At 69.2% G+C, this 18,728-nt stretch carries 18 protein-coding genes and 1 pseudogene; 8 read left to right on the top strand and 11 right to left on the bottom strand.

Annotation, left to right across the window (positions count from 1 at the left end; all coding sequences use genetic code 11):
- Nucleotides 1–155: 155 nt before the first annotated feature.
- The 8 genes and pseudogenes from RM788_RS09220 to RM788_RS52925 form a co-directional block, all read left to right on the top strand.
- Nucleotides 156–1,439 (top strand): ABC transporter substrate-binding protein, encoded by a 1,284-nt coding sequence (locus tag RM788_RS09220; protein ID WP_315931145.1) that lies wholly within the window; start codon nt 156–158, stop codon nt 1,437–1,439.
- Nucleotides 1,436–2,392 carry a carbohydrate ABC transporter permease gene (locus tag RM788_RS09215; RefSeq protein ID WP_315931144.1) on the top strand — a complete coding sequence of 319 codons (957 nt, stop codon included), beginning with the start codon at nt 1,436–1,438 and terminating at the stop codon, nt 2,390–2,392. Before RM788_RS09220 ends, RM788_RS09215 begins: the two co-directional genes overlap by 4 nt.
- The gene (locus RM788_RS09210) at nt 2,392–3,231 is read left to right on the top strand and encodes a carbohydrate ABC transporter permease (RefSeq protein WP_315931143.1); all 840 of its coding nucleotides are present in this window, start codon (nt 2,392–2,394) and stop codon (nt 3,229–3,231) included. The genes RM788_RS09215 and RM788_RS09210 overlap by 1 nt, the downstream gene beginning before the upstream one ends.
- On the top strand, nt 3,228–5,558 hold the full coding sequence (gene yicI / locus RM788_RS09205; RefSeq protein WP_315931142.1) for an alpha-xylosidase: 2,331 nt from the start codon (nt 3,228–3,230) through the stop codon (nt 5,556–5,558). The genes RM788_RS09210 and yicI overlap by 4 nt, the downstream gene beginning before the upstream one ends.
- Nucleotides 5,555–8,521 carry a glycoside hydrolase family 3 protein gene (locus RM788_RS09200; RefSeq protein ID WP_315931141.1) on the top strand — a complete coding sequence of 989 codons (2,967 nt, stop codon included), beginning with the start codon at nt 5,555–5,557 and terminating at the stop codon, nt 8,519–8,521. Before yicI ends, RM788_RS09200 begins: the two co-directional genes overlap by 4 nt.
- An 18-nt stretch (nt 8,522–8,539) precedes the next feature.
- Complete coding sequence (locus tag RM788_RS09195) at nt 8,540–11,416, top strand: beta-galactosidase (RefSeq protein WP_315931140.1); 2,877 nt, start codon at nt 8,540–8,542, stop codon at nt 11,414–11,416.
- Between the two features lie 22 nt (nt 11,417–11,438).
- Entirely contained in the window at nt 11,439–12,482 is a 1,044-nt protein-coding gene (locus tag RM788_RS09190; RefSeq protein ID WP_315931139.1) for a glycoside hydrolase, read from the top strand.
- Between the two features lie 26 nt (nt 12,483–12,508).
- Nucleotides 12,509–12,730 (top strand): annotated as a pseudogene (locus RM788_RS52925) (RICIN domain-containing protein); the annotation flags it as partial.
- 286 nt (nt 12,731–13,016) lie between these two features.
- Here the strand turns inward: RM788_RS52925 and RM788_RS09185 are convergent.
- The 11 genes from RM788_RS09185 to RM788_RS09135 all read right to left on the bottom strand — a co-directional run bounded on the left by RM788_RS09185 (nt 13,017) and on the right by RM788_RS09135 (nt 18,700).
- Complete coding sequence (locus tag RM788_RS09185) at nt 13,017–13,226, bottom strand: LuxR C-terminal-related transcriptional regulator (RefSeq protein WP_106190850.1); 210 nt, start codon at nt 13,224–13,226, stop codon at nt 13,017–13,019.
- A 179-nt stretch (nt 13,227–13,405) separates the two neighbouring features.
- The gene (locus RM788_RS09180) at nt 13,406–14,332 is read right to left on the bottom strand and encodes a ketopantoate reductase family protein (protein WP_315931138.1); all 927 of its coding nucleotides are present in this window, start codon (nt 14,330–14,332) and stop codon (nt 13,406–13,408) included.
- 463 nt (nt 14,333–14,795) lie between these two features.
- Nucleotides 14,796–15,335, bottom strand: a complete 540-nt coding sequence (locus RM788_RS09175) for an alkaline shock response membrane anchor protein AmaP (RefSeq protein ID WP_315931137.1) — start codon at nt 15,333–15,335, stop codon at nt 14,796–14,798.
- The gene (locus tag RM788_RS09170) at nt 15,332–15,832 is read right to left on the bottom strand and encodes a DUF6286 domain-containing protein (RefSeq protein ID WP_315931136.1); all 501 of its coding nucleotides are present in this window, start codon (nt 15,830–15,832) and stop codon (nt 15,332–15,334) included. Before RM788_RS09170 ends, RM788_RS09175 begins: the two co-directional genes overlap by 4 nt.
- The gene (locus RM788_RS09165; protein ID WP_315931135.1) at nt 15,829–16,185 is read right to left on the bottom strand and encodes an Asp23/Gls24 family envelope stress response protein; all 357 of its coding nucleotides are present in this window, start codon (nt 16,183–16,185) and stop codon (nt 15,829–15,831) included. Before RM788_RS09165 ends, RM788_RS09170 begins: the two co-directional genes overlap by 4 nt.
- Entirely contained in the window at nt 16,182–16,358 is a 177-nt protein-coding gene (locus RM788_RS09160; protein WP_315931134.1) for a hypothetical protein, read from the bottom strand. The genes RM788_RS09165 and RM788_RS09160 overlap by 4 nt, the downstream gene beginning before the upstream one ends.
- A 30-nt stretch (nt 16,359–16,388) precedes the next feature.
- Nucleotides 16,389–16,859, bottom strand: coding sequence for an Asp23/Gls24 family envelope stress response protein (locus RM788_RS09155; RefSeq protein WP_315931133.1), 471 nt, complete (start codon nt 16,857–16,859; stop codon nt 16,389–16,391).
- Nucleotides 16,860–16,916: 57 nt separating this feature from the next.
- Nucleotides 16,917–17,246: a hypothetical protein gene (locus RM788_RS09150; RefSeq protein WP_315931132.1), complete on the bottom strand. Its 330-nt coding sequence runs from the start codon at nt 17,244–17,246 to the stop codon at nt 16,917–16,919.
- Nucleotides 17,243–17,596 (bottom strand): Asp23/Gls24 family envelope stress response protein, encoded by a 354-nt coding sequence (locus tag RM788_RS09145; protein WP_315931131.1) that lies wholly within the window; start codon nt 17,594–17,596, stop codon nt 17,243–17,245. The genes RM788_RS09150 and RM788_RS09145 overlap by 4 nt, the downstream gene beginning before the upstream one ends.
- A gap of 13 nt (nt 17,597–17,609) precedes the next feature.
- Nucleotides 17,610–18,149, bottom strand: a complete 540-nt coding sequence (locus RM788_RS09140; RefSeq protein WP_315931130.1) for an Asp23/Gls24 family envelope stress response protein — start codon at nt 18,147–18,149, stop codon at nt 17,610–17,612.
- Nucleotides 18,140–18,700 carry an RNA polymerase sigma factor gene (locus RM788_RS09135; protein WP_315931129.1) on the bottom strand — a complete coding sequence of 187 codons (561 nt, stop codon included), beginning with the start codon at nt 18,698–18,700 and terminating at the stop codon, nt 18,140–18,142. The genes RM788_RS09140 and RM788_RS09135 overlap by 10 nt, the downstream gene beginning before the upstream one ends.
- Nucleotides 18,701–18,728: the final 28 nt, after the last annotated feature.

Here is an 18,728-nt window from a genome sequence, read left to right as displayed (position 1 = left end):
GCAACAAAGCGATTCACACGAACGGAACGGCGGTCGACCCGATCGCCCGTTCCCCTTTTGTGGGCAACGGTTTCCGGCCACGAGAACAATCCCCGTCGACCACGGGATCGGAATCCGCCGCGCGGAACAATGCGGTCCTTCGGGAGGAATGCCTGATGTCCACACGAGTGTTCGCGGCGCTGGTCGTCGCCCTGTTGACGGTGTCGGGCTGCGGTGGTTCCTCGGGCGACTCCGACCCCAAGACGCTGAAGCTCTGGCACTACGAGGGCCCGGACAGCGCCATGGGCAAGGCGTGGGACGCCGCCATCGCGAAGTTCGAGGAGAAGCACCCCGGCGTGAAGGTCGCGTTCGAGGAGAAGGGCTTCGAGCAGATCCAGAAGACCGCTCCGATGGTGCTCAACTCGAACGAGGCCCCGGACATCCTGGAGTACAACAAGGGCAACGCGACCACCGGCCTGCTGTCCAAGCAGGGGCTGCTCGCGGACCTGAGCGAACAGGTCGCCAGCCGCGGCTGGGACAAGCTCATGGCGCCGAACCTGAAGACGACCTCGCAGTACGACGACCGGGGCGTGATGGGGTCCGGCAAGTGGTTCGGCATCCCCAACTACGCCGAGTACGTCACGGTCTACTACAACAAGGACATGTTCGCGGCGCGCGGCATCGCGGTGCCGAAGACGCTCGCCGAGTTCACCGCCGCGATGGACGCGTTCGTGGCGGCGGGAGTGACCCCGCTGGCAGTCGGCGGCGGCGAGTACCCCGCCCAGCAGGTCCTCTACCAGCTCGCGCTGAGCAAGGCCGACCGCGCGTGGGTGGACCGCTACCAGCGCTACACCGGTGACGTCGACTTCCACGACGCCGCCTGGACCTACGGCGCGACCACGTTCGCCGACTGGGTGGCCAAGAAGTACATCAGCCCGGAGTCCAGCGGCGTCAAGGCCGAGGACATGGGGCTGTCGTTCATCCAGGGCAAGTTCCCGATCATGGTGTCCGGCAGCTGGTGGCAGGGCCGCATGACCGCGGGCATCAAGGACTTCCAGTGGGGCTCGTTCCTGTGGCCGGGCAACAAGCTCAACGCCGGGTCGAGCGGCAACCAGTGGGTCGTTCCCGCGGGGTCGAAGAACAAGGACCTGGCCTACGACTTCATCGACATCACGCTGTCCCCGGAGATCCAGGACGTGCTCCGCGCGGCGGGCGGCATCCCGATCTCCACCGGCGGCACGCCGTCCACCGACCCCGCGGCGAAGGCGCTGAACGACGACTTCGACACGCTGGCCGGGAACGACGGACTGGCGTACTACCCGGACTGGCCCGCGCCCGGCTACTACGACGTGATGGTGTCCGCGACGCAGAAGCTCATCACCGGCACCGCGAGCCCGTCCCAGGTGCTCGACGAACTGGCGAAGCCGTACGCCGAGAACCGCGCGAACATCGGCGGATGAGCGTCGCCCCGGCCGTGGACCGGCCGTCCCGCGCGGAGCCCGCCCGGTCCGCCCCGCCACGGCGGCGGGGCGGCGGACGCGGGGGCTACCTGGTCTTCCTGATCCCCGGCGCGCTCCTGCTGCTCGCCGTCGTGATCGTGCCGTTCGCGATGAACGTCGGCATCAGCTTCACCCGCTGGTCCGGCGTCGGCGACCCGGTGTGGATCGGGTTCGAGAACTACGCGAAGCTGTTCGCGGACAGCGCCTTCTGGGCGTCCTTCCGGCACAACGTCGGCCTGATCGTCGCCATGGCGATCCTGCCCACGACCGCCGGGCTGATCGTCGCGGCGGCGCTGTTCGACTTCGTCGGCAAGCGGTTCGGTCCGCGCGCGGCCAGCGTCCTGCGGGCGTGCGTGTACCTGCCGCAGGTGCTGCCGATCGCGGTCGCCGGGATCGTGTGGAGCTGGATCCTGGCTCCGCAGGGTGGCGCGCTCAACGCGTTCCTCGACGCCGTGGGCCTGGGCGCGCTGGCCCAGGACTGGCTGGGGAACCCGGACATCGCGCTGTACAGCGTGATGGGCGTGCTGGCGTGGATCCAGCTCGGCTACCCGGTCGTCATCTTCATGGCCGGGATGCAGCGGGTCGACCCGGCGCTGCTGGAGGCGGCCGAGCTGGACGGCGCGTCGTGGTGGGGCCGGTTCTGGCACGTGACCGTGCCGGGCATCCGCCCCGAGGTGTTCGTGGTGCTGCTGACCTGCTCCATCGCGGCGCTCAAGGTGTTCGGGCCGATCTACGTGCTGACCAGGGGCGGTCCCGCCGGCGCGACGAACGTGCCGTCGTACTTCTCGTTCCAGAACTTCTTCGAGCGGACCAGGGTCGGGTACGGCGCGGCCATCGCCACCGTGCTCACCGTCCTGATCCTGCTGCTGACCGCGTTCTTCCTGCGCGTGCAGAACCGCAGGGAGGACGGCTGATGGCGACCGTCCACGCGCGCCGCGGTCCGGGACGCTACCTGGTGCTGATCGGGCTCGTCGCGCTGGCGGCGGTGATGCTGATCCCGTTCGCGATCGTCGTGCTGAACGCGGTCAAGTCGCCCGCCGACTACGCCGCCAACGGCCCGCTGGCGATCCCGACGGACGTGCGGGTGCAGGGGATCGTCGACTTCTGGCAGCGCGTCGACTTCGGGCAGAAGCTGTTCAACAGCGCGCTGATCGCGGGTTCGGTGGCCGTGCTGGCGGTCGTGATCTCCGTGCTGAACGCCTACGCGCTCGGGATCGGCCGGATCAAGGGGCGGCTCTGGGTGCTCGTGCTGTTCCTGATCGCGAACACGCTGCCGCAGGAGGCGCTGGTCTACCCGCTGTACTACCTGTTCAAGCAGGTCGACCTGTACGACACCCGGCTGGGCGTGATCATCGTGTTCACGATCGTCCAGGCGGCGTTCGGCACCTACCTGCTGTCGTCCACCTTCGTCGCGTTCCCGCGCGAGATCCTGGAGGCGGCCAGGATCGACGGCGCGAACAAGTGGCAGGTCCTGGCCCGGATCGTGGTGCCGATCAGCAGGCCGACGCTGGGCGTGCTGTTCGTGTTCTTCTTCATCTGGACGTGGAACGAGTTCTTCATCCCCCTGGTGCTGCTCGTCTCCGCGGACAACCAGACTGTCCCGGTCGCGCTGGGGGTCCTCCAGGGCCAGCGGCTGATGGACGCCACGACGACCAGCGCGTCGGCGCTGCTGGGCATCGTCCCGGCCGTCGCCTTCTTCCTCATCTTCCAACGAACTCTGACACGCGGGTTGACGGCGGGAGCGGTGAAGTGAAGTTCAGCGACGGCTACTGGATGCTGCGGCCGGGGGTGCGGGCCGCCTACCCGGCCGAGGTGCACGACGTCACCACGGGCAAGGGCTCGCTCGTGGTGCACGCCCCCACGACACCCATCCGGCAGCGGGGCGACACCCTTAAGGGGCCGGTCGTCACCGTCGGGCTGTCCTCGCCGATGCCGGACGTCATCGGCGTCGTCATCACGCACTTCGGCGGCGAGGTGCCGAGGCAGCCGGTGTTCGAACTGGACGTGGAGGACTTCACCGCCGACGTCGCCGACGAGGACGGCACCGCGGTGCTGACCTCCGGCGAACTGTCCGTCCGCGTCGGGCGCGAGGAGGGCTGGGGCGTCGATTTCGTCGCCGAGGGCCGCGGGCTGACCTCCAGCCGCACCAAGGCGATGGGCTTCATGACCGTCGACGGCGAGCACCACGTGCGCGACCAGCTCACCCTCGGCGTCGGCGACGTCGTGTACGGGCTGGGGGAGCGCTTCGGTCCGTTGGCGCGCAACGGCCAAGTCGTCGACATCTGGAACGCCGACGGCGGCACCGGGACCGAGCAGGCGTACAAGAACGTGCCGTTCTACCTGACCAACGCGGGCTACGGGGTCTTCGTCGACCATCCGGGGAACGTGTCGTTCGAGGTGGGCTCCGAGGTCGTGTCGCGGGTGCAGTTCAGCGTTCCCGGCCAGTCGCTGGCGTACTTCGTGATCTACGGGCCGACGCCGAAGGAGGTGCTGCGCAAGTACACCGCGCTCACCGGCAGGCCTCCGCTGCCGCCCGCGTGGTCGTTCGGCCTGTGGTTGTCGACCTCGTTCACCACGTCCTACGACGAGAAGACGGTGACCGGGTTCATCGACGGGATGATCGACCGGGACATCCCGCTGAGCGTGTTCCACTTCGACTGCTTCTGGATGCGCGAGTTCCAGTGGTGCGACTTCGAGTGGGACCCGAGGGTGTTCCCCGACCCGCCGGGAATGCTGGAGCGGCTCCGGTCGCGCGGTCTGCGGGTGTGCGTGTGGATCAACCCCTACATCGCGCAGCGCTCGCCGCTGTTCGCCGAGGGGGCCGCGGGCGGGTTCCTGCTGAAGCGCCCCAACGGCGACGTGTGGCAGTGGGACCTGTGGCAGCCCGGCATGGCGCTGGTGGACTTCACCAACCCGGCCGCGTGCGAGTGGTACGCCTCGAAGCTCGACGCGTTGCTGGAGCAGGGGGTCGACTGCTTCAAGACCGACTTCGGCGAACGCGTCCCGACCGATGTCGCCTACTTCGACGGCTCCGACCCGGAACGGATGCACAACTACTACACGCTGCTCTACAACCGCACGGTGTTCGACGTGCTGCGCGCCCGGCGCGGTGACGGCGACGCGGTGGTGTTTGCCCGGTCGGCCACCGCGGGGTCGCAGAAGTACCCGGTGCACTGGGGCGGCGACTGCGAGTCGACCTACGAGTCGATGGCCGAGAGCCTGCGCGGCGGGCTGTCGCTAGGGATGTCCGGGTTCGGGTTCTGGAGCCACGACATCGGCGGCTTCGAGGGCACACCGGACCCGGCGCTGTTCAAGCGGTGGATCGCGTTCGGGCTGATGTCCTCGCACAGCCGGTTGCACGGCAGCGACTCCTACCGGGTGCCGTGGCTGTTCGACGAGGAGTCCGTTGACGTGCTGCGGCACTTCGCGAAGCTCAAGGCCCGCCTGATGCCCTACCTGTTCGACACCGCCCGGCAGGCGACGGTGACCGGTGTGCCGATGATGCGGGCGATGGTGCTGGAATTCCCCGACGACCCCGGCTGCGCCCAGCTCGAACGGCAGTACCTGCTGGGCGACTCGCTGCTGGTGGCGCCGGTGTTCAGCGCCGACGGCGCGGTGTCGTACTACGTGCCGGAGGGGACGTGGACGCGCTTCGGGACCGGCGAGCGGGTGCGCGGTCCGCGCTGGGTGACCGACCGGTGCGACTTCACGACCATCCCGCTGCTGGTGCGGCCGGGCTCGGTGGTGCCGGTGGGCTCCGTCGACGACGGGCCGGAGTACGACTACGCCGACGGCGTGACGCTGCACGTGTACGAACTCGCCGACGGGGCGTCGGTGACGACGACCATCACGACCGTCGACGGGGAGCCCGGCGCGCGGTTCGTGACCTCGCGCCGCGGTGACGCGATCACCGTCGAGGCTTCGTCCGCGCCGCCGGGGTGGCGGGTGCTGCTGGTCGGCGCGCGTTCGGTGGCCTCGGTGGTCGGCGGCCGCACGACCGGACGTGACCACGGGGTGCTCATCCAGGCCGACCGCGAGGTGTTGACCGCGGTCCTCAACGACTCGGGGGAACGACCGTGAAACGATTACTCGCTCTGCTGGTGACGGCGCTGCTGGTGGTGCTCGCCTCCGCGGGTCCCGCCGCGGCGCGGCAGACCTACCCGTTCCGGGACCCCGGCCTCCCGCTGGACAGCCGGGTCGGCGACCTGCTGAAGCGGCTGACCCTGGACGAGAAGGTGTCGCTGCTGCACCAGTACCAGCCCGCGATCCCCAGGTTGGGCGTGGGCGCGTTCAAGACCGGGACCGAGGCTCTGCACGGCGTCGGCTGGTCGACGGACCGGTCGAACAACGGCGCCGTGGTCACGGCGAAGGGCACCGTGTTCCCCCAGGCGGTCGGCCTCGCGTCGACGTGGGACACCGAGCTGATCAAGCGGGTCGGCGCCGCGGTCGGCGACGAGGCCCGCGGGTACAACGTCGAGAACCCCGGCGTGTGGGGACTCCAGCTGTGGGCGCCCGTGGTTAACCTGCTGCGCGACCCGCGCTGGGGGCGCAACGAGGAGGGCTACTCCGAGGACACCCACCTGACCGGTGAGATCTCCACCGCGTACGGCAGCGGCTTGCAAGGCGACGACCCGCGCCACCTCAAGACCGCGCCGGTGCTGAAGCACTACCTGGCCAACAACAACGAGGTCCACCGCGACACCACGTCCTCGCAGCTGCGGCCGCGGGTGAAGCACGAGTACGACGAGGCGGCGTTCAAGCCCGCCATCTCCGCCGACGCGGCGACCGGTGTGATGACCTCGTACAACCTGGTGAACGGCCGTCCGATGACCGCGCACAGCGATGTCGACGACGTCGTGCGGACGTGGACGGACCAGGAGCTGTTCAACGTCACCGACGCGGGCGCGCCCAACGGCCTGATCGGGTCGCAGAACTACTACCCGGACCTGCCCACGGCCGACGCGGCCGTGCTCAAGGCGGGTGTGGACAGCTTCACCACCGACGACACGAACTCCGCCAAGACGATCGAGGCGATCAAGACCGCGTTGGCCAGGGGCCTGATCGCCGAGTCCGATGTGGATACGGCCGTGCGGCACATCCTCGCGATCCGGTTCCGCCTCGGCGAGTTCGATCCGGGCGGCGGACCGTACGCGAAGATCACCAAGGATGTCATCGACAGCCCGGCGAACCGGGCACTGGCCCGCGAGACGGCGGGCGAGGCGGTGGTGCTGCTCAAGAACCAGGGCGGCACGCTCCCGCTCGACGCGCGGAAGTCGCGCAAGGTGGCCGTGGTCGGTCCGCTGTCGGACACCCTGTACACCGACTGGTACTCCGGCGCCCTGCCCTACGGCGTCACACCCGTCGACGGCGTCAAGGCGCGATTGGGCAGCGGTGGCACGGTGACCGACGGTGAGGGCGTGGACCGGATCGCGCTGAAGGAGGTGGGGTCCGGCCGGTACGTCACGGCCGGGGCCGCCGCGGACGGCGACGTCCTGCGGATCGCCGACGGCGGCGCGGGCGCGACGCAGCAGTTCGACGTGTTCGACTGGGGCCAGGGCGTGCTCACGCTGCGCAGCGCGGCCAACGACAGGTACGTCACCATTTCGGGCTCGTCGTTCGTCAACAGCGCGGTCCAGCCGTCCGGGTGGTTCGTGCAGCAGCAGTTCAAGCTGGAGGACGTCGGCGGCGGCCAGTTCGTGATCCGGTACGCCGGGTACGAGAAGGCCTACGACTGGTCGGGGCCTGAGCAGTACCTGACGGTCGCCCAGGACGGCCACCTGACGCTGGGCGCGGTCACCGCGGCGGAAGCGGCCAGGTTCACCAAGGACGTCGTGCGCGACGGGATCGCCGATGCGGCGGCCAAGGCGCGCGCGGCGGACGTGGCGGTCGTCGTCGTGGGCAGCATGCCGTTCATCAACGGCCGCGAAGACCACGACCGCACCGACATGAACCTCGCCGCGGGGCAGGAAGCACTGGTCAAGGCCGTACACGCGGCCAACCCGAACACGGTGGTGGTGCTGGAGAACAGCTACCCCACGACCGTGGACTGGGAGCAGGCGAACGTGCCCGCGATGCTGTGGACCACGCACGCCGGGGCGGAGACCGGCAACGCGCTGGCCGACGTGCTGTTCGGCGACCGGAACCCCTCGGGCCACCTCACCCAGACCTGGTACCGGTCGGCGGCGGACCTCCCGGACATCCTCGACTACGACATCATCAAGAGCGGCCGCACCTACCAGTACTTCGAGGGCAAACCGCTGTACCCCTTCGGGTACGGGCTGTCCTACACCTCGTTCCGCTACGACGGGCTGAAGGTCGACTCGCCGGTGGTGGACGCGCGTGGCGAGGTCAAGGTGAGCGTGCGCGTCACGAACACGGGCACGCGCGCCGGTGACGAGGTCGTGCAGCTCTACACCCACCAGCAGACCTCCCGCGACAAGCAGCCCGATCAACGGCTGCGCGCGTTCGACCGGGTGCACCTCGATCCGGGGCGGTCGAAGACCGTGACGCTGACGGTGAAAGCGGCTGATCTGGCGGTGTGGGACGTGACGCGCGGCAAGTGGGTCGTGGAGAACTCCGTGCAGGACATCGAGGTCGGCGCCTCGGTCGACGATATCCGGCAGCGCGGGAGCGTCCGCGTCCGCGGGGAGACGATCCCCGCGCGCGACCTGGCGAAGGCCACCCGCGCGGTCGACTTCGACGACTACTCGGGCGTGACGCTGGTCGACGAGAGCAAGGAGCGCGGCGACGCGGTCGGCGCGGCGGCCGGGCAGTGGATCAGGTTCACCGACGCGGACCTGGGCCGGGGCGCGAAGACGTTCAGCGCCAAGGTGTCCAGGGCCGCGGCGGGCAGCGCCTCGATCGAGGTCCGGCTCGGCGATCCGGTGCACGGCGAGGTGGTCGGCACGGCCGCCGTGGCGAGCACCGGGAACGTCTACACCTACGGCACGACCACCGCGGCGCTGAGCCAGGCGCGGGGACGGCAGGACGTCTACCTCGTGTTCACCGGCGACCTGAGAGTGGCGTCGTTCTCCTTGAAGTGACCCGGAGGTCCTGGCCCGATGCTTCGTCTGCGCCCGCTCCTGATCGCACTCCTGTTCGCGCTGGTCGCGGGCGGAGTGGCCACCCCCGTGGTGGCCGCTCCGCCCGCCGGGCCGCGGCACGAGGTGAGCTACGACCACCACTCGATGATGGTCGACGGCCGCCGGATCCTGCTGTGGACGGGGGAGTTCCACTACTTCCGGCTGCCCAGCCCCGACCTGTGGCGCGACGTGCTGGAGAAGGTGAAGGCGGCCGGGTTCAACGGCGTCTCGCTGTACTTCCACTGGGGCTACCACTCGCCGAAGCCGGGTGTGTACGACTTCACCGGGGTGCGCGACGTGGACAGGCTGCTGCGGATGACCGAGGAACTCGGCCTGTACGTGGTCGCCCGGCCGGGTCCGTACATCAACGCCGAGACCACGGGCGGCGGGCTGCCGGCGTGGCTGAAGCAGGTGCCGGGCCGGGCCAGGTCCAGCGACCCCGGCTACACCGCGGCCTACCGGGACTGGCTCGGCCACCTCGACCCGATCATCGCCCGCCACCAGGTGACCCGCGGCGGATCGGTGATCGCGTACAACGTGGAGAACGAGTACGGCGCGAACGTGGACGCGCTCTACATGGAGCAGTTGCAGCAGAAGGTCCGCACCGACGGCATCGACGTGCCGATCACGCACAACAACTGCTGCGGCGGCGACCTGGCGAACTGGTCGTCCGGGCAGGGCGCGGTGCAGATCCCCGGCGTGGACGACTACCCGCAGTCCTTCGACTGCCCCAACCCCGACACGACCTGGGGTCCGTGGGGCGAGGGCATCACCCGGCGCCTGCGCGACGACGCGCCGGTGTACGCCGCGGAGTACCAGGCAGGCGCCATCGACTTGGCCGACGTCGGGTACGAGAAGTGCAGGCAGCTCACGGGTCCCGACTACATGAAGGTGTTCTACAAGAACAACGTCGTCGGCAGCGGCGCGACCATGTTCGGCTACTACATGGCCTACGGCGGCACGTCGTGGGGTTGGCTGCCGCAGCCGAACGACGTCTACACCTCCTACGACTACGGCGCGGCGATCACCGAGACGCGCGGGCTGACGACGAAGTACGACGAGTTCAAGCGGCAGGGTTACTTCGCCACCACGGTGGCGCCGCTGACGAAGACCGACCCGACGACCGCTCCCGTTCCAGCCGACCCGGCCGTGCACACGGTCGCTCGGGCGAACCCCGACACGGGCACGCAGTTCGTGCTCGTGGGGCACACCGACCGCGCGAGCGCGGCGGAGGTGAGCACGACGCTGGACTGGTCCACGGCGGACGGTCGCTACCAGGTGCCGGTCCGGGTCGACGGGCGTGACGCCAAAATCCTGGTGGCCGGGTACGACCTCGGCGGCCAACGGCTGGTGTGGTCGTCGTCGGAGATCCTGACCCACGCGCCGATCGGCGGCCGGGACGTGGCGGTGCTTTACGGCCGTGACGGCGAGGACGGGTCCACGGTGCTGCGCTACTCCTCGCCGCCGACCGTGCGGGTGCTGGAAGGGTCGGTGCGGTCGTCGTTCTCCGCGGGCGACCTGCGGCTCGACTACCGGCACTCCGGCCTGGCCAGGGTGTCGATCACCGGCGGTGGCAGGCCGCCGATGCTCCTGCTGCTCGGCACCGACGAGACCGCCGCCCAGTTCTGGCGACTCGACACCGGCGACGGCACGATCCTGGTGCGGGGAACGGAACTGGCGCGATCCGCCAGCGTCCTCGGCGGCACCGTGCGGCTGCGGGCCGACGTGGCGGAGTCCGGGGACGTCGAGGTGTTCGCACCCGACTCCGCGCGGCGGCTCACCATCGGCGGTGCCCCGGTCCGCGTCGGGCGGACGCCCAGCGGCAGCCTGCTGGGCAAGGTCGCCGGACCTCGGGCGGTGGCCCTGCCCGCGTTGACCGACTGGCGTCACCGCGTCGAGGCCTCGGAGTCCTCGCCGGGATTCGACGACTCCCGGTGGACCAAAGCGGAGCGGACGACCACGGAGAGCCCGATCAAGCCGAAGACGCTGCCGGTGCTGTACAGCGACGACTACGGGTTCCACCACGGCAACGTCTGGTACCGCGGGCACTTCACCCCGACCGGGACGGAGACCTCGCTCGCGCTGAACGCGATCACCGGCAAACGCGGCGTGTACCTGGTGTGGGTCAACGGCCGCTACCTCGGCTCGGCCGCCGGGGGAGTGGAGGCGGACGCCGAACCGGTCAACCCCGATCCAGGGCCCGGCGACTTCGCGCTACCACCCGGCCTGGTGAAACCGGGCGAGCCCGCGACCATCTCCGTGCTCGTGGAGAACATGGGGCACAACGACGACTGGACCGCCGACGACTTCCGGTTCAAGCAGCCTCGCGGCCTGTTCGGCGCCTCGCTCACCGGGGCCACCGCGCCGATCTCGTGGCGAGTGCAAGGTGCCGAGGGCGGGGAAGACCTCACCGATCCGATGCGGGGACCGCTGAACACCGGCGGCCTGTACGGCGAGCGCGCGGGCTGGCACCTACCGGACTACAGCGATCGCTCGTGGCAGCGGACCGACGTGCCGCTGCCGCCGGGGGTGTCGTGGCACCGCACGACGTTCCGGCTGGACCTGCCGACGGGCTACGACGTACCGGTCTCCCTCCGCTTCCCGGCGGTCGCGCAACCGGGGCAACGGGTGCTGATCTTCCTCAACGGCTGGAACGTCGGCCAGTACCTCGGTGACCTGTCGCCACAACGGGACTACTCCCTGCCCGGCGGACTGCTCCGGGAGCACGGGGCGAACACGCTGGCGTTGGCGGTGATCGACACGGATGGCACGGACGGCACAGACGGCACGGCAACCACGCCCGTCGTGAGCCTGGTGGCGGCAGGCGTCGTCCGCGGCGGTGTACCGGTCAGGTAGCCCACCTCCGGGAGGACGTGACATGGCGCAAGCGAGGTGGGCGTACGGCCTCGCCACCCTGCTGCCGCTGCCGCTGCCGCTGCCGCTGCCGCTGGTGCTGGCTCTAGCGGTGGTGCTGGTGGTAGTGCTGCCGGTGCCGGTGCCAGCGGCCGTGGCGCAGGTGTCGTCGTCGCCCGCGCAGACGCGCGACAACTCCGGCGCGTGGTGGGTCAACGACCTGGCCCGCTTCTCCCAGGCGATCCGGCAGCGGATGGCCGACCTGCTGTTCGGCGCGGACGGCCTCCGGCGGTCGGCTTACCGGTACAACAGCGGTGGCGGTGGCGCTGCTGGTGTTGGTGGCGGTGGTGGCGTCGGCGTGGCGGCGGGCAACCGCGCCCCGCAGACCCCGCCTACCTCTCTGGGCACCTACGACTGGTCACGCGATCCGGGCGGCACGGAGTTCCTGCGGCAGGCGACCTCGTACGGCGTTCCGGACCTCGTAGGGTTCGCCAACAGCGCCCCCGCGGTCTGGAAGGACAACGCCAAGAGCTGCGACGGCCACCTCAAGGCGGGCTGCAAGTCGGCCTTCGCCGGGTACCCGGCCGACGTGGTGACGCACTTCCACGCGGAGGACGTGCGCATCAACCACCTCAGCCCCATGAACGAGCCCCAGAACTCCTTCAACGAATCACCGTGCAGCCCAGGGAGGGTGCTCGTCGAACCGGCCCAACGCGACGACATCGTCCGCGCGGTCGGCGCGCACGGCCTGGGCGTGGGGATCAGCGCGGACGAGTCGAGCACCGTCCTGCGGTCCACTTCCAAGATGCCGCAGTGGACGAACCAGGCCGGTACCGACCAGTACGTCACCACACTCGTCCACCACACCTACGACTTCCCGAGCGACGCGACGCTCGCTGGCGTCGCCGGTGTTCGACGACAGTTCGACAAACCGACGCGAGGTAGTGAGATCCGCTGCTCCACCGGATCAACGGCGGCTACGCCGCCACCTATGACCCGACCAAGCGGTTCCACGCGCTCGGCCAGTACAGCCGGTTCGTCCGGCCGGGATCGGTCCGGTACCCGGTGACCGGGGCACCCGGCGGTGCGCAGGTCATGGCCACGTCCAACGAGGGCCAGCGGACGCTGGTGGCCAACAACCTCACCACCTGCGTGCTGAAGCAGAACGGCGGCACGGTACCGACCGCACCCGCAACAGCGCTGGTCAGCATGGCGTCGGCGAAGTGCCTGGACGTGCCCGGCGCCTCGACCACGAACGTGCTGGCGGTCAAGATCCACGGGCGCAACGGCGGTGCCAACCAACTCTGGACGCCCACCCCAGCCGGTGAGCTGCGGGTGTACGGGGCAAGTGCTCGGAGGTCTACCAGCAGGGCACCGCGGCGAGAACGGTCGTCAACATCCACGACTGCAACGGCGGCGCGAACCAGAAGTGGACGGTCGGCCCGAACGGGCCGCCACGGGCACGCAGTCAGGTCTGTGCCTGGACGTCCAGGACGCGAGCACGGCCGACCGCACCTCTGTCGTGCTCTGGACCTGCGTGAGACCAGCAACCAGCAGTGTGCCGCCGTGTTCAACGTCAGCCCAGGTCAGAGGCGGAGCCCGGTTAGATCAGGCCTCGTCGTGCCGCCCACACGATGGCCTGAACCGGGGTGCGCACGCCGAGTTGGTCGCACACTGCCCGCATCCGCCTGCGCACCGTCCGATCCGACAACTCCATCCGCCTGCCCACGGCCTCGACCACCATTCCGTCGGCCAGAAAGGCCAGCATCGTCAAATCCTGCTGCCCCAACGAGGGTTCCACGGTTTCGAGCATGCGATCACCTCGGTGGGGCGAGCAGCGATTCCGGCAGTCGTTGAATGGAAACGTAGAATACGCCTCACAGAAACGTCAACACCCATTCCCGAGTGGCGAATTGGCGATTCGATGCTCATTGTCGAATAACTGCCGCAGGACCATCGAACAGGTGTCGAACGCGTTCGATTACCCATCGATTACTCCCGGCCGGTCACCCGCGCCTGGTGCACCCGGAGCAGACCGGTCGTCAGGCCGAGCAGGGGAGCAGGGACGCCCACCCGTTCCGCCACCACGAGCAGGTCGCCGAACAGCGCCTCTACCTCCACCTGCTGCCCCGCGACCAGGTCGCGGTACAGCGACGACGTCAGCGGCGAACCAGGCGTGGTCACCGTCGACCGCATGAACTCCAGCGCGGCCTCCGGGATCGGATGCCCGGCCGCGGCCACGATCCCAGCAGCCTCGGTGATCACCGCCTCCGCGAACCCCACCCCGCCCGGAACCGCCGCCACCTCACCGATCGACCCGCGCATCAGGCACGTCACCGCGCCGATCGACGTGATGAACGCCCACTTCGCCCACATGTCCTCGACGATGTCGTCGTAGAGCACCGCATCGAACCCGACCCCGGTGAGCGCTTCCTCCACCGCGGCCAGCCCCTCCGGCGCGGGCTTGCTCCGCGCCCCGTAGGTCAACAGGTGCGGCCCACCGATCCGCACGATGTCACCCTCGTCGTTGAGCGTCGTGACGACCCGCGCCGCACCACCGAGCACGGCACCCTCACCGAACCGCTCGACCAGCGCTTCGATGTGCCCCATTCCGTTGAGCACCGGCAAAATCAACGTGCCCGGCCTGACAGCGGGTGCAAAATCTCTGATGGCCGCATCCAGGGCGGTCGCCTTGACCGACAGCAGAATCAGGTCGTAAGTCCCCGTCAGCCCCTCGACCTCCACCAGGTTTGGCTCCACAACGGTTTCACCGTCAGCCTCGACAATCCGCAACCCGCGCTTCCGCAACACCCCGGCCCGCCCCTGCCGAACCAGGAACGTCACATCCCGCCCAGCCTGAACCAACCGCGCCCCGAAATACCCACCGGTCGCCCCGGCCCCCACTACAAGGATCTTCATACCGCGCGACGCTAGGCCTCGCCGCTCGTGACTCGCAACTTGCCCCATAACCCGCCTTGCAACTCACCCCACCCCGTCGAACGGGGCTGTGGTGGATGCTGACCGTCGTTGATTGTCGGCATTTTGTTTGTGCGGAACGTTGTACGCGCCAGCCATGAAGTGGATTCCCGGCTGCACCGTTCGCCCTCTATCTGAAGGGCAATTCGCGCATTCCCTCAGGGCCTGCAACAGCTAGCCTAACCTGCGACCAAGGTCACCCCAGCCTGCCTGCGTGGCCGCGCACGAGATTGTTAGGCCTCGAACCCAGCGTCGTGAATCAGTCCTGGAATGGCTGTACCCCTGCGATCACCCGTTGCGGTAACAGCACGCTGGAGCCCGACCCCCTCCAGTCGCGTTTTCCGCCGCGCAGGCCGGTGCGTCCAGCCCTGCGAATGTGCTGGCGAAATGGTGCCTGCTTTACGAGTCAGGCCCTGAAGCGGAATTCGATGGTGGTCGGAAGAGCGGTGAGGTCCAGGGCTTGGCGTAGGCGGGGTAAGGCGTGGGTGGTGATGTTGGAGCGGATGTCTTTGACGTTCGCGGTGTGGTGGACGGTGACCACCAGCGCGAGTGCAGGGGAGGAGTGGGTGCCCGCCAGTGTCGCCCTGGCTGTGTGGACACCTTCGTAGGTGGTGATGTCGTCGGTGAGTGGGGCCGCGGCTACCGCTGCCGGGAGGGCGGTGTGGCCTGGTTCCGCGGTGGATTCCAGTTGCCAGGTCTGGGTTTTCGGGGTGCGGGCCAACTGGGCGATCAGCCACCGCAGGCAGAGGAGACCGATGATGACGCTGACGGCCGCCGTGACGTAGAGGATTGGAGTCGTCGGCGTGGTGGTGGGGAGTAGAGGGTCGGTGGAGGGAAACAGGTGAAGGACGGAGAAGTGGATAGCCAGGGCGAAGCCGCCCGCGGCGAGGGCGAGTAGGCCCAGAAGGGTTAGCAGGGTGCGGTTGAGGCGGGCTGGACGGTTCATCGCGCGCTCCTGGTCCTGATCCGGGGCGATGGTGGGGCGACAAGTGGGATCTGACTCAGGCGTTGGTCCAACGCCGCGCGCACCGCGTCGTCCAAGCCGTCCGTGTTGGTGCGGTTGGTACGCACCTTGGCGATCACCTTGCCGCGCCGCACCTTCAGTTTCGTGGCGGTGACACCGTCCACCGAATCGGCCGCCGCTTGGAGCGTGGTGCGCAAGCTCCGGGTGGAAGCGCCCGCATCCGACTCGTCCTCGGTCAATGGCACGACCATGGGCTTGCCGGGGAGGACTGCGGCCATCAGCATGACCAGCCCCAAAACAGCCAGAACACCGCCGGCGATCGCAACCGACAGGTCGTTCCAGTGCGGGTTCGGCAGTGGGACGTACGGTGTGCGGCCGATGAGCTTCTGCACGGTCCACGTCGCCGTGGCCACGCAGACCGCCAGCAGCACGATCGCCGTCAGCGTGGCCGGAACACTCCGGCGTGGCCTGCGGATCATTCGACCCTCCGATGCCGTGCGACGGCGGTGCGCAGCTCGGTGACCGTGATGTCAACCTCGGACACGACGAGCCCCGTCAGCTCCTCGATGCGAGCCACGAGGTGGGCGCGCACCCGGCTGGTCGTCGCCGCCACCGACTCTGGGTAAACCACCGACAGCCGCACATCGAGTTCCGCGCGATCACCGGTCACCCGCGCGGCAACCTGGACCGCCTCCTGGTCGCCGACGGCGACCCCCAGCACCCGGTGGGCGGACCCACCCACGCCCGCGACCTCCGTCACCGCACGCGCGGCCAGTCGCTCGACCACACGATCGGCTACCTCGGTGCGGCCCTTCTCCAGCGCGATCGTCATCCCCGGTCCCGGTTCGTGAGCTGGGACAGGTCGAGCTTGCCCTCGACGACCCTGCCCGCGAGCAGACCGATCGCCCCGAAAGCGAGGACGATGAGGAACGCGCCGAAACCCCCGAACGCCGCGGCGAAGCCGAGCGCGAGGCCGGACAGCAGTCCGAGTGCGGAAGCAGTCATCAGACCTGTTCTCCTTGCTGGTGGTGACGACTACTGGACGCGGGACGACTCGGGAGCCGCGTTGTCGCCGTCCTCACCGGGGATGTGCACGTCGACGACGCTGATGTTGACCTCGACGACCTCCAGGCCGGTCATCCGCTCGATCGAGGTGATCACGTTGCGGCGCACCGAACGAGCCAGATCGGCGATCGGCACGCCGTACTCGACCAGGAGCTGGAGGTCCACCGCGGCCTGCTTCTCACCGACCTCGACGGACACGCCCTGGCCCGCGCTGGCCGACGCACCGGGGATGCGTTCGCGGATCGCGCCGAACGCCCGTGAGGTACCGGTGCCGAGCGCGTGCACGCCGCCGATCTCACGTGCCGCCAAGCCCGCGATCTTCTGCACGACGGTGTCCGCGATCGTGGTGGAGCCGTGTTCCGTCACCAGTTGGCCGTTCGACGTGGTTGCCACGGTCGCCTTCGGGGTGGTGGTGGTCGTCGTTGTCGCCGAGTTGGTCATCGTCGCGCTCCCTTGGTTGAGGTTGTGTGCTGTTAGGACACACGGGGGCGGGGATCGTCACGCGCCCGATGGTGTGGTGGCGGTCTCATCGTGGAGTGCCGCCGCGTCCAGGTCGGTCACCACGATGCGGAGCACGGCAGCCTCGAACCCGTTCTGCCGCAGCACTTCGCCGAGCATCACGGTCGCCTTGTCCAGCAGCGGTGGCAGGGGCAGCGCGGTCGCGACGACCCTGATCTCCACGACCTCGGAGCCGAGGTCGACGGCCAGGGAATCCCAGTCCCAGGGCACCCATGGCGACGTCGGCGCGATCGTGGGCGTGGCGGCCTTCAGACCGGGTACTTCGCGCAGTACCGCGAGCAACTTCTCCACCGTCTCCTGTGAACTCATGACAGCTCGATCTCCAGGACGGACACGGCCACCTCGGCGACGGCCAGCCCGGTCGCGTTCGTGACGGCACGGGCGACCGCCCGTTGCACGGCACGGCCGACCGCGGCGGCCTGGTCGTCCGCCGACGTCACCACGTCGACCTCCAACCACACCCGCACGTCGACATGCACCCGCACGCCTTCGGTCGGCGCCGGGTCGAGGCCCTTGAACCGCTGCCGCGCGGTGCGCGCCACCGACCCGACCAGGCCCGCCAGGCCCGGCTCCAGCCGCGACACTCCCACGACGCCGCGAGCGGCGTGCGCGGCGACGGCCGCCACGACGGGCTTGCTGATCACGTGCTCTGCAGTCATCCCGTCCAGTCCTTCAAAGGTCGTACAGGTCTTCGACGGTGACGTCCAAACGGTTCACCCGCATGCCGACTCGCGCCGTGGCGGCCGTGGTCACCCGTTCGCGCACCAGTTCCACCACATCCGGGACGTAGAAGTCGACGCTCACCGCGATACGCAGCTCGACGTTGACCACGTCGACCTTGGCCGTGACCTGGCAGTGCCTGGCGCGCACACCGGCGACGCCGTCCACGGCGAACCGGAGCACGGCCGCGATGGCGCGTTCGCTCACGCTCAACGGACCCAGGTCGCCCGCGGCGAGGGGCAGCATGTCGCCGCGACGCACCTCGGCGCGCACCGCGGACATGATCCGCCCGAACAGCGCGCGCGACGGTTCCGAGGTGTCGCGCGCCATCTCCTCGGTGACCGCCCGCAGCGCTCGCAGGCTCTCCCGCGCACCGAGGCAGTGCGGGCACTCCAGCTCATGCGCGTCGATCTCGTCGAGCCGGTCCCACACCGCCTCGACATCACGACCGCAGGGCAGCAGGTAGCCCTGATCGGTCTCGTTCATCGCCATGGCGCCATCACCTCCGCGAGTTGCACTCTTGCGCGTGCGATCCGGCCGCGCACCGCCGTCACGTTGGCCCCGACCGACTTCGCGATCTCGTCGTAGGACCGGCAGTGCACCTCGCGCAGCAGCCAGCACGCCCGCTGCTCCGGGGTCAGCTTCTGCAACGCCACGGCCAAGGCTGCCATCTGCTCGCCGATCTCGACCGACCGCTCCGGGAGGACATCCGTGGCCTCGTGCTCCTCCGGCTCCACCTCGGCCTGCGGCCGCCGTCCCCGGATCACGTTGAGGCAGCGGTTCGTCGTCGTCCGGTAGAGCCACGACACGAACGCCACGTCCTCCTGCAGTTGGCCGAGTCTGCGCCACGCGGTCAGGAACACCTCCTGTACTACGTCTTCGGCATCGGTTCTGCTCGCGAGCATGCGCACCGCGAACCTGTACATCGGCCCCTGGTACCGGAGCACCAGTTGCTCATAAGCGTGCACGTCGCCCTCCCTCGCACGGGTGACCAACGTGACGTCGTCCAGCGCTTCGGATCCGACCTCGGTGTGCGACGTCATTCACGACCCCCGACTGCGCACGGCATCG

It is taken from the genome of Umezawaea sp. Da 62-37, from assembly GCF_032460545.1.
In the GTDB taxonomy this organism is placed as follows: Bacteria; Actinomycetota; Actinomycetes; order Mycobacteriales; family Pseudonocardiaceae; genus Umezawaea.
Note: the sequence above shows the minus strand (reverse complement) of the source record. Positions and strands in the feature narration are given on the sequence as shown.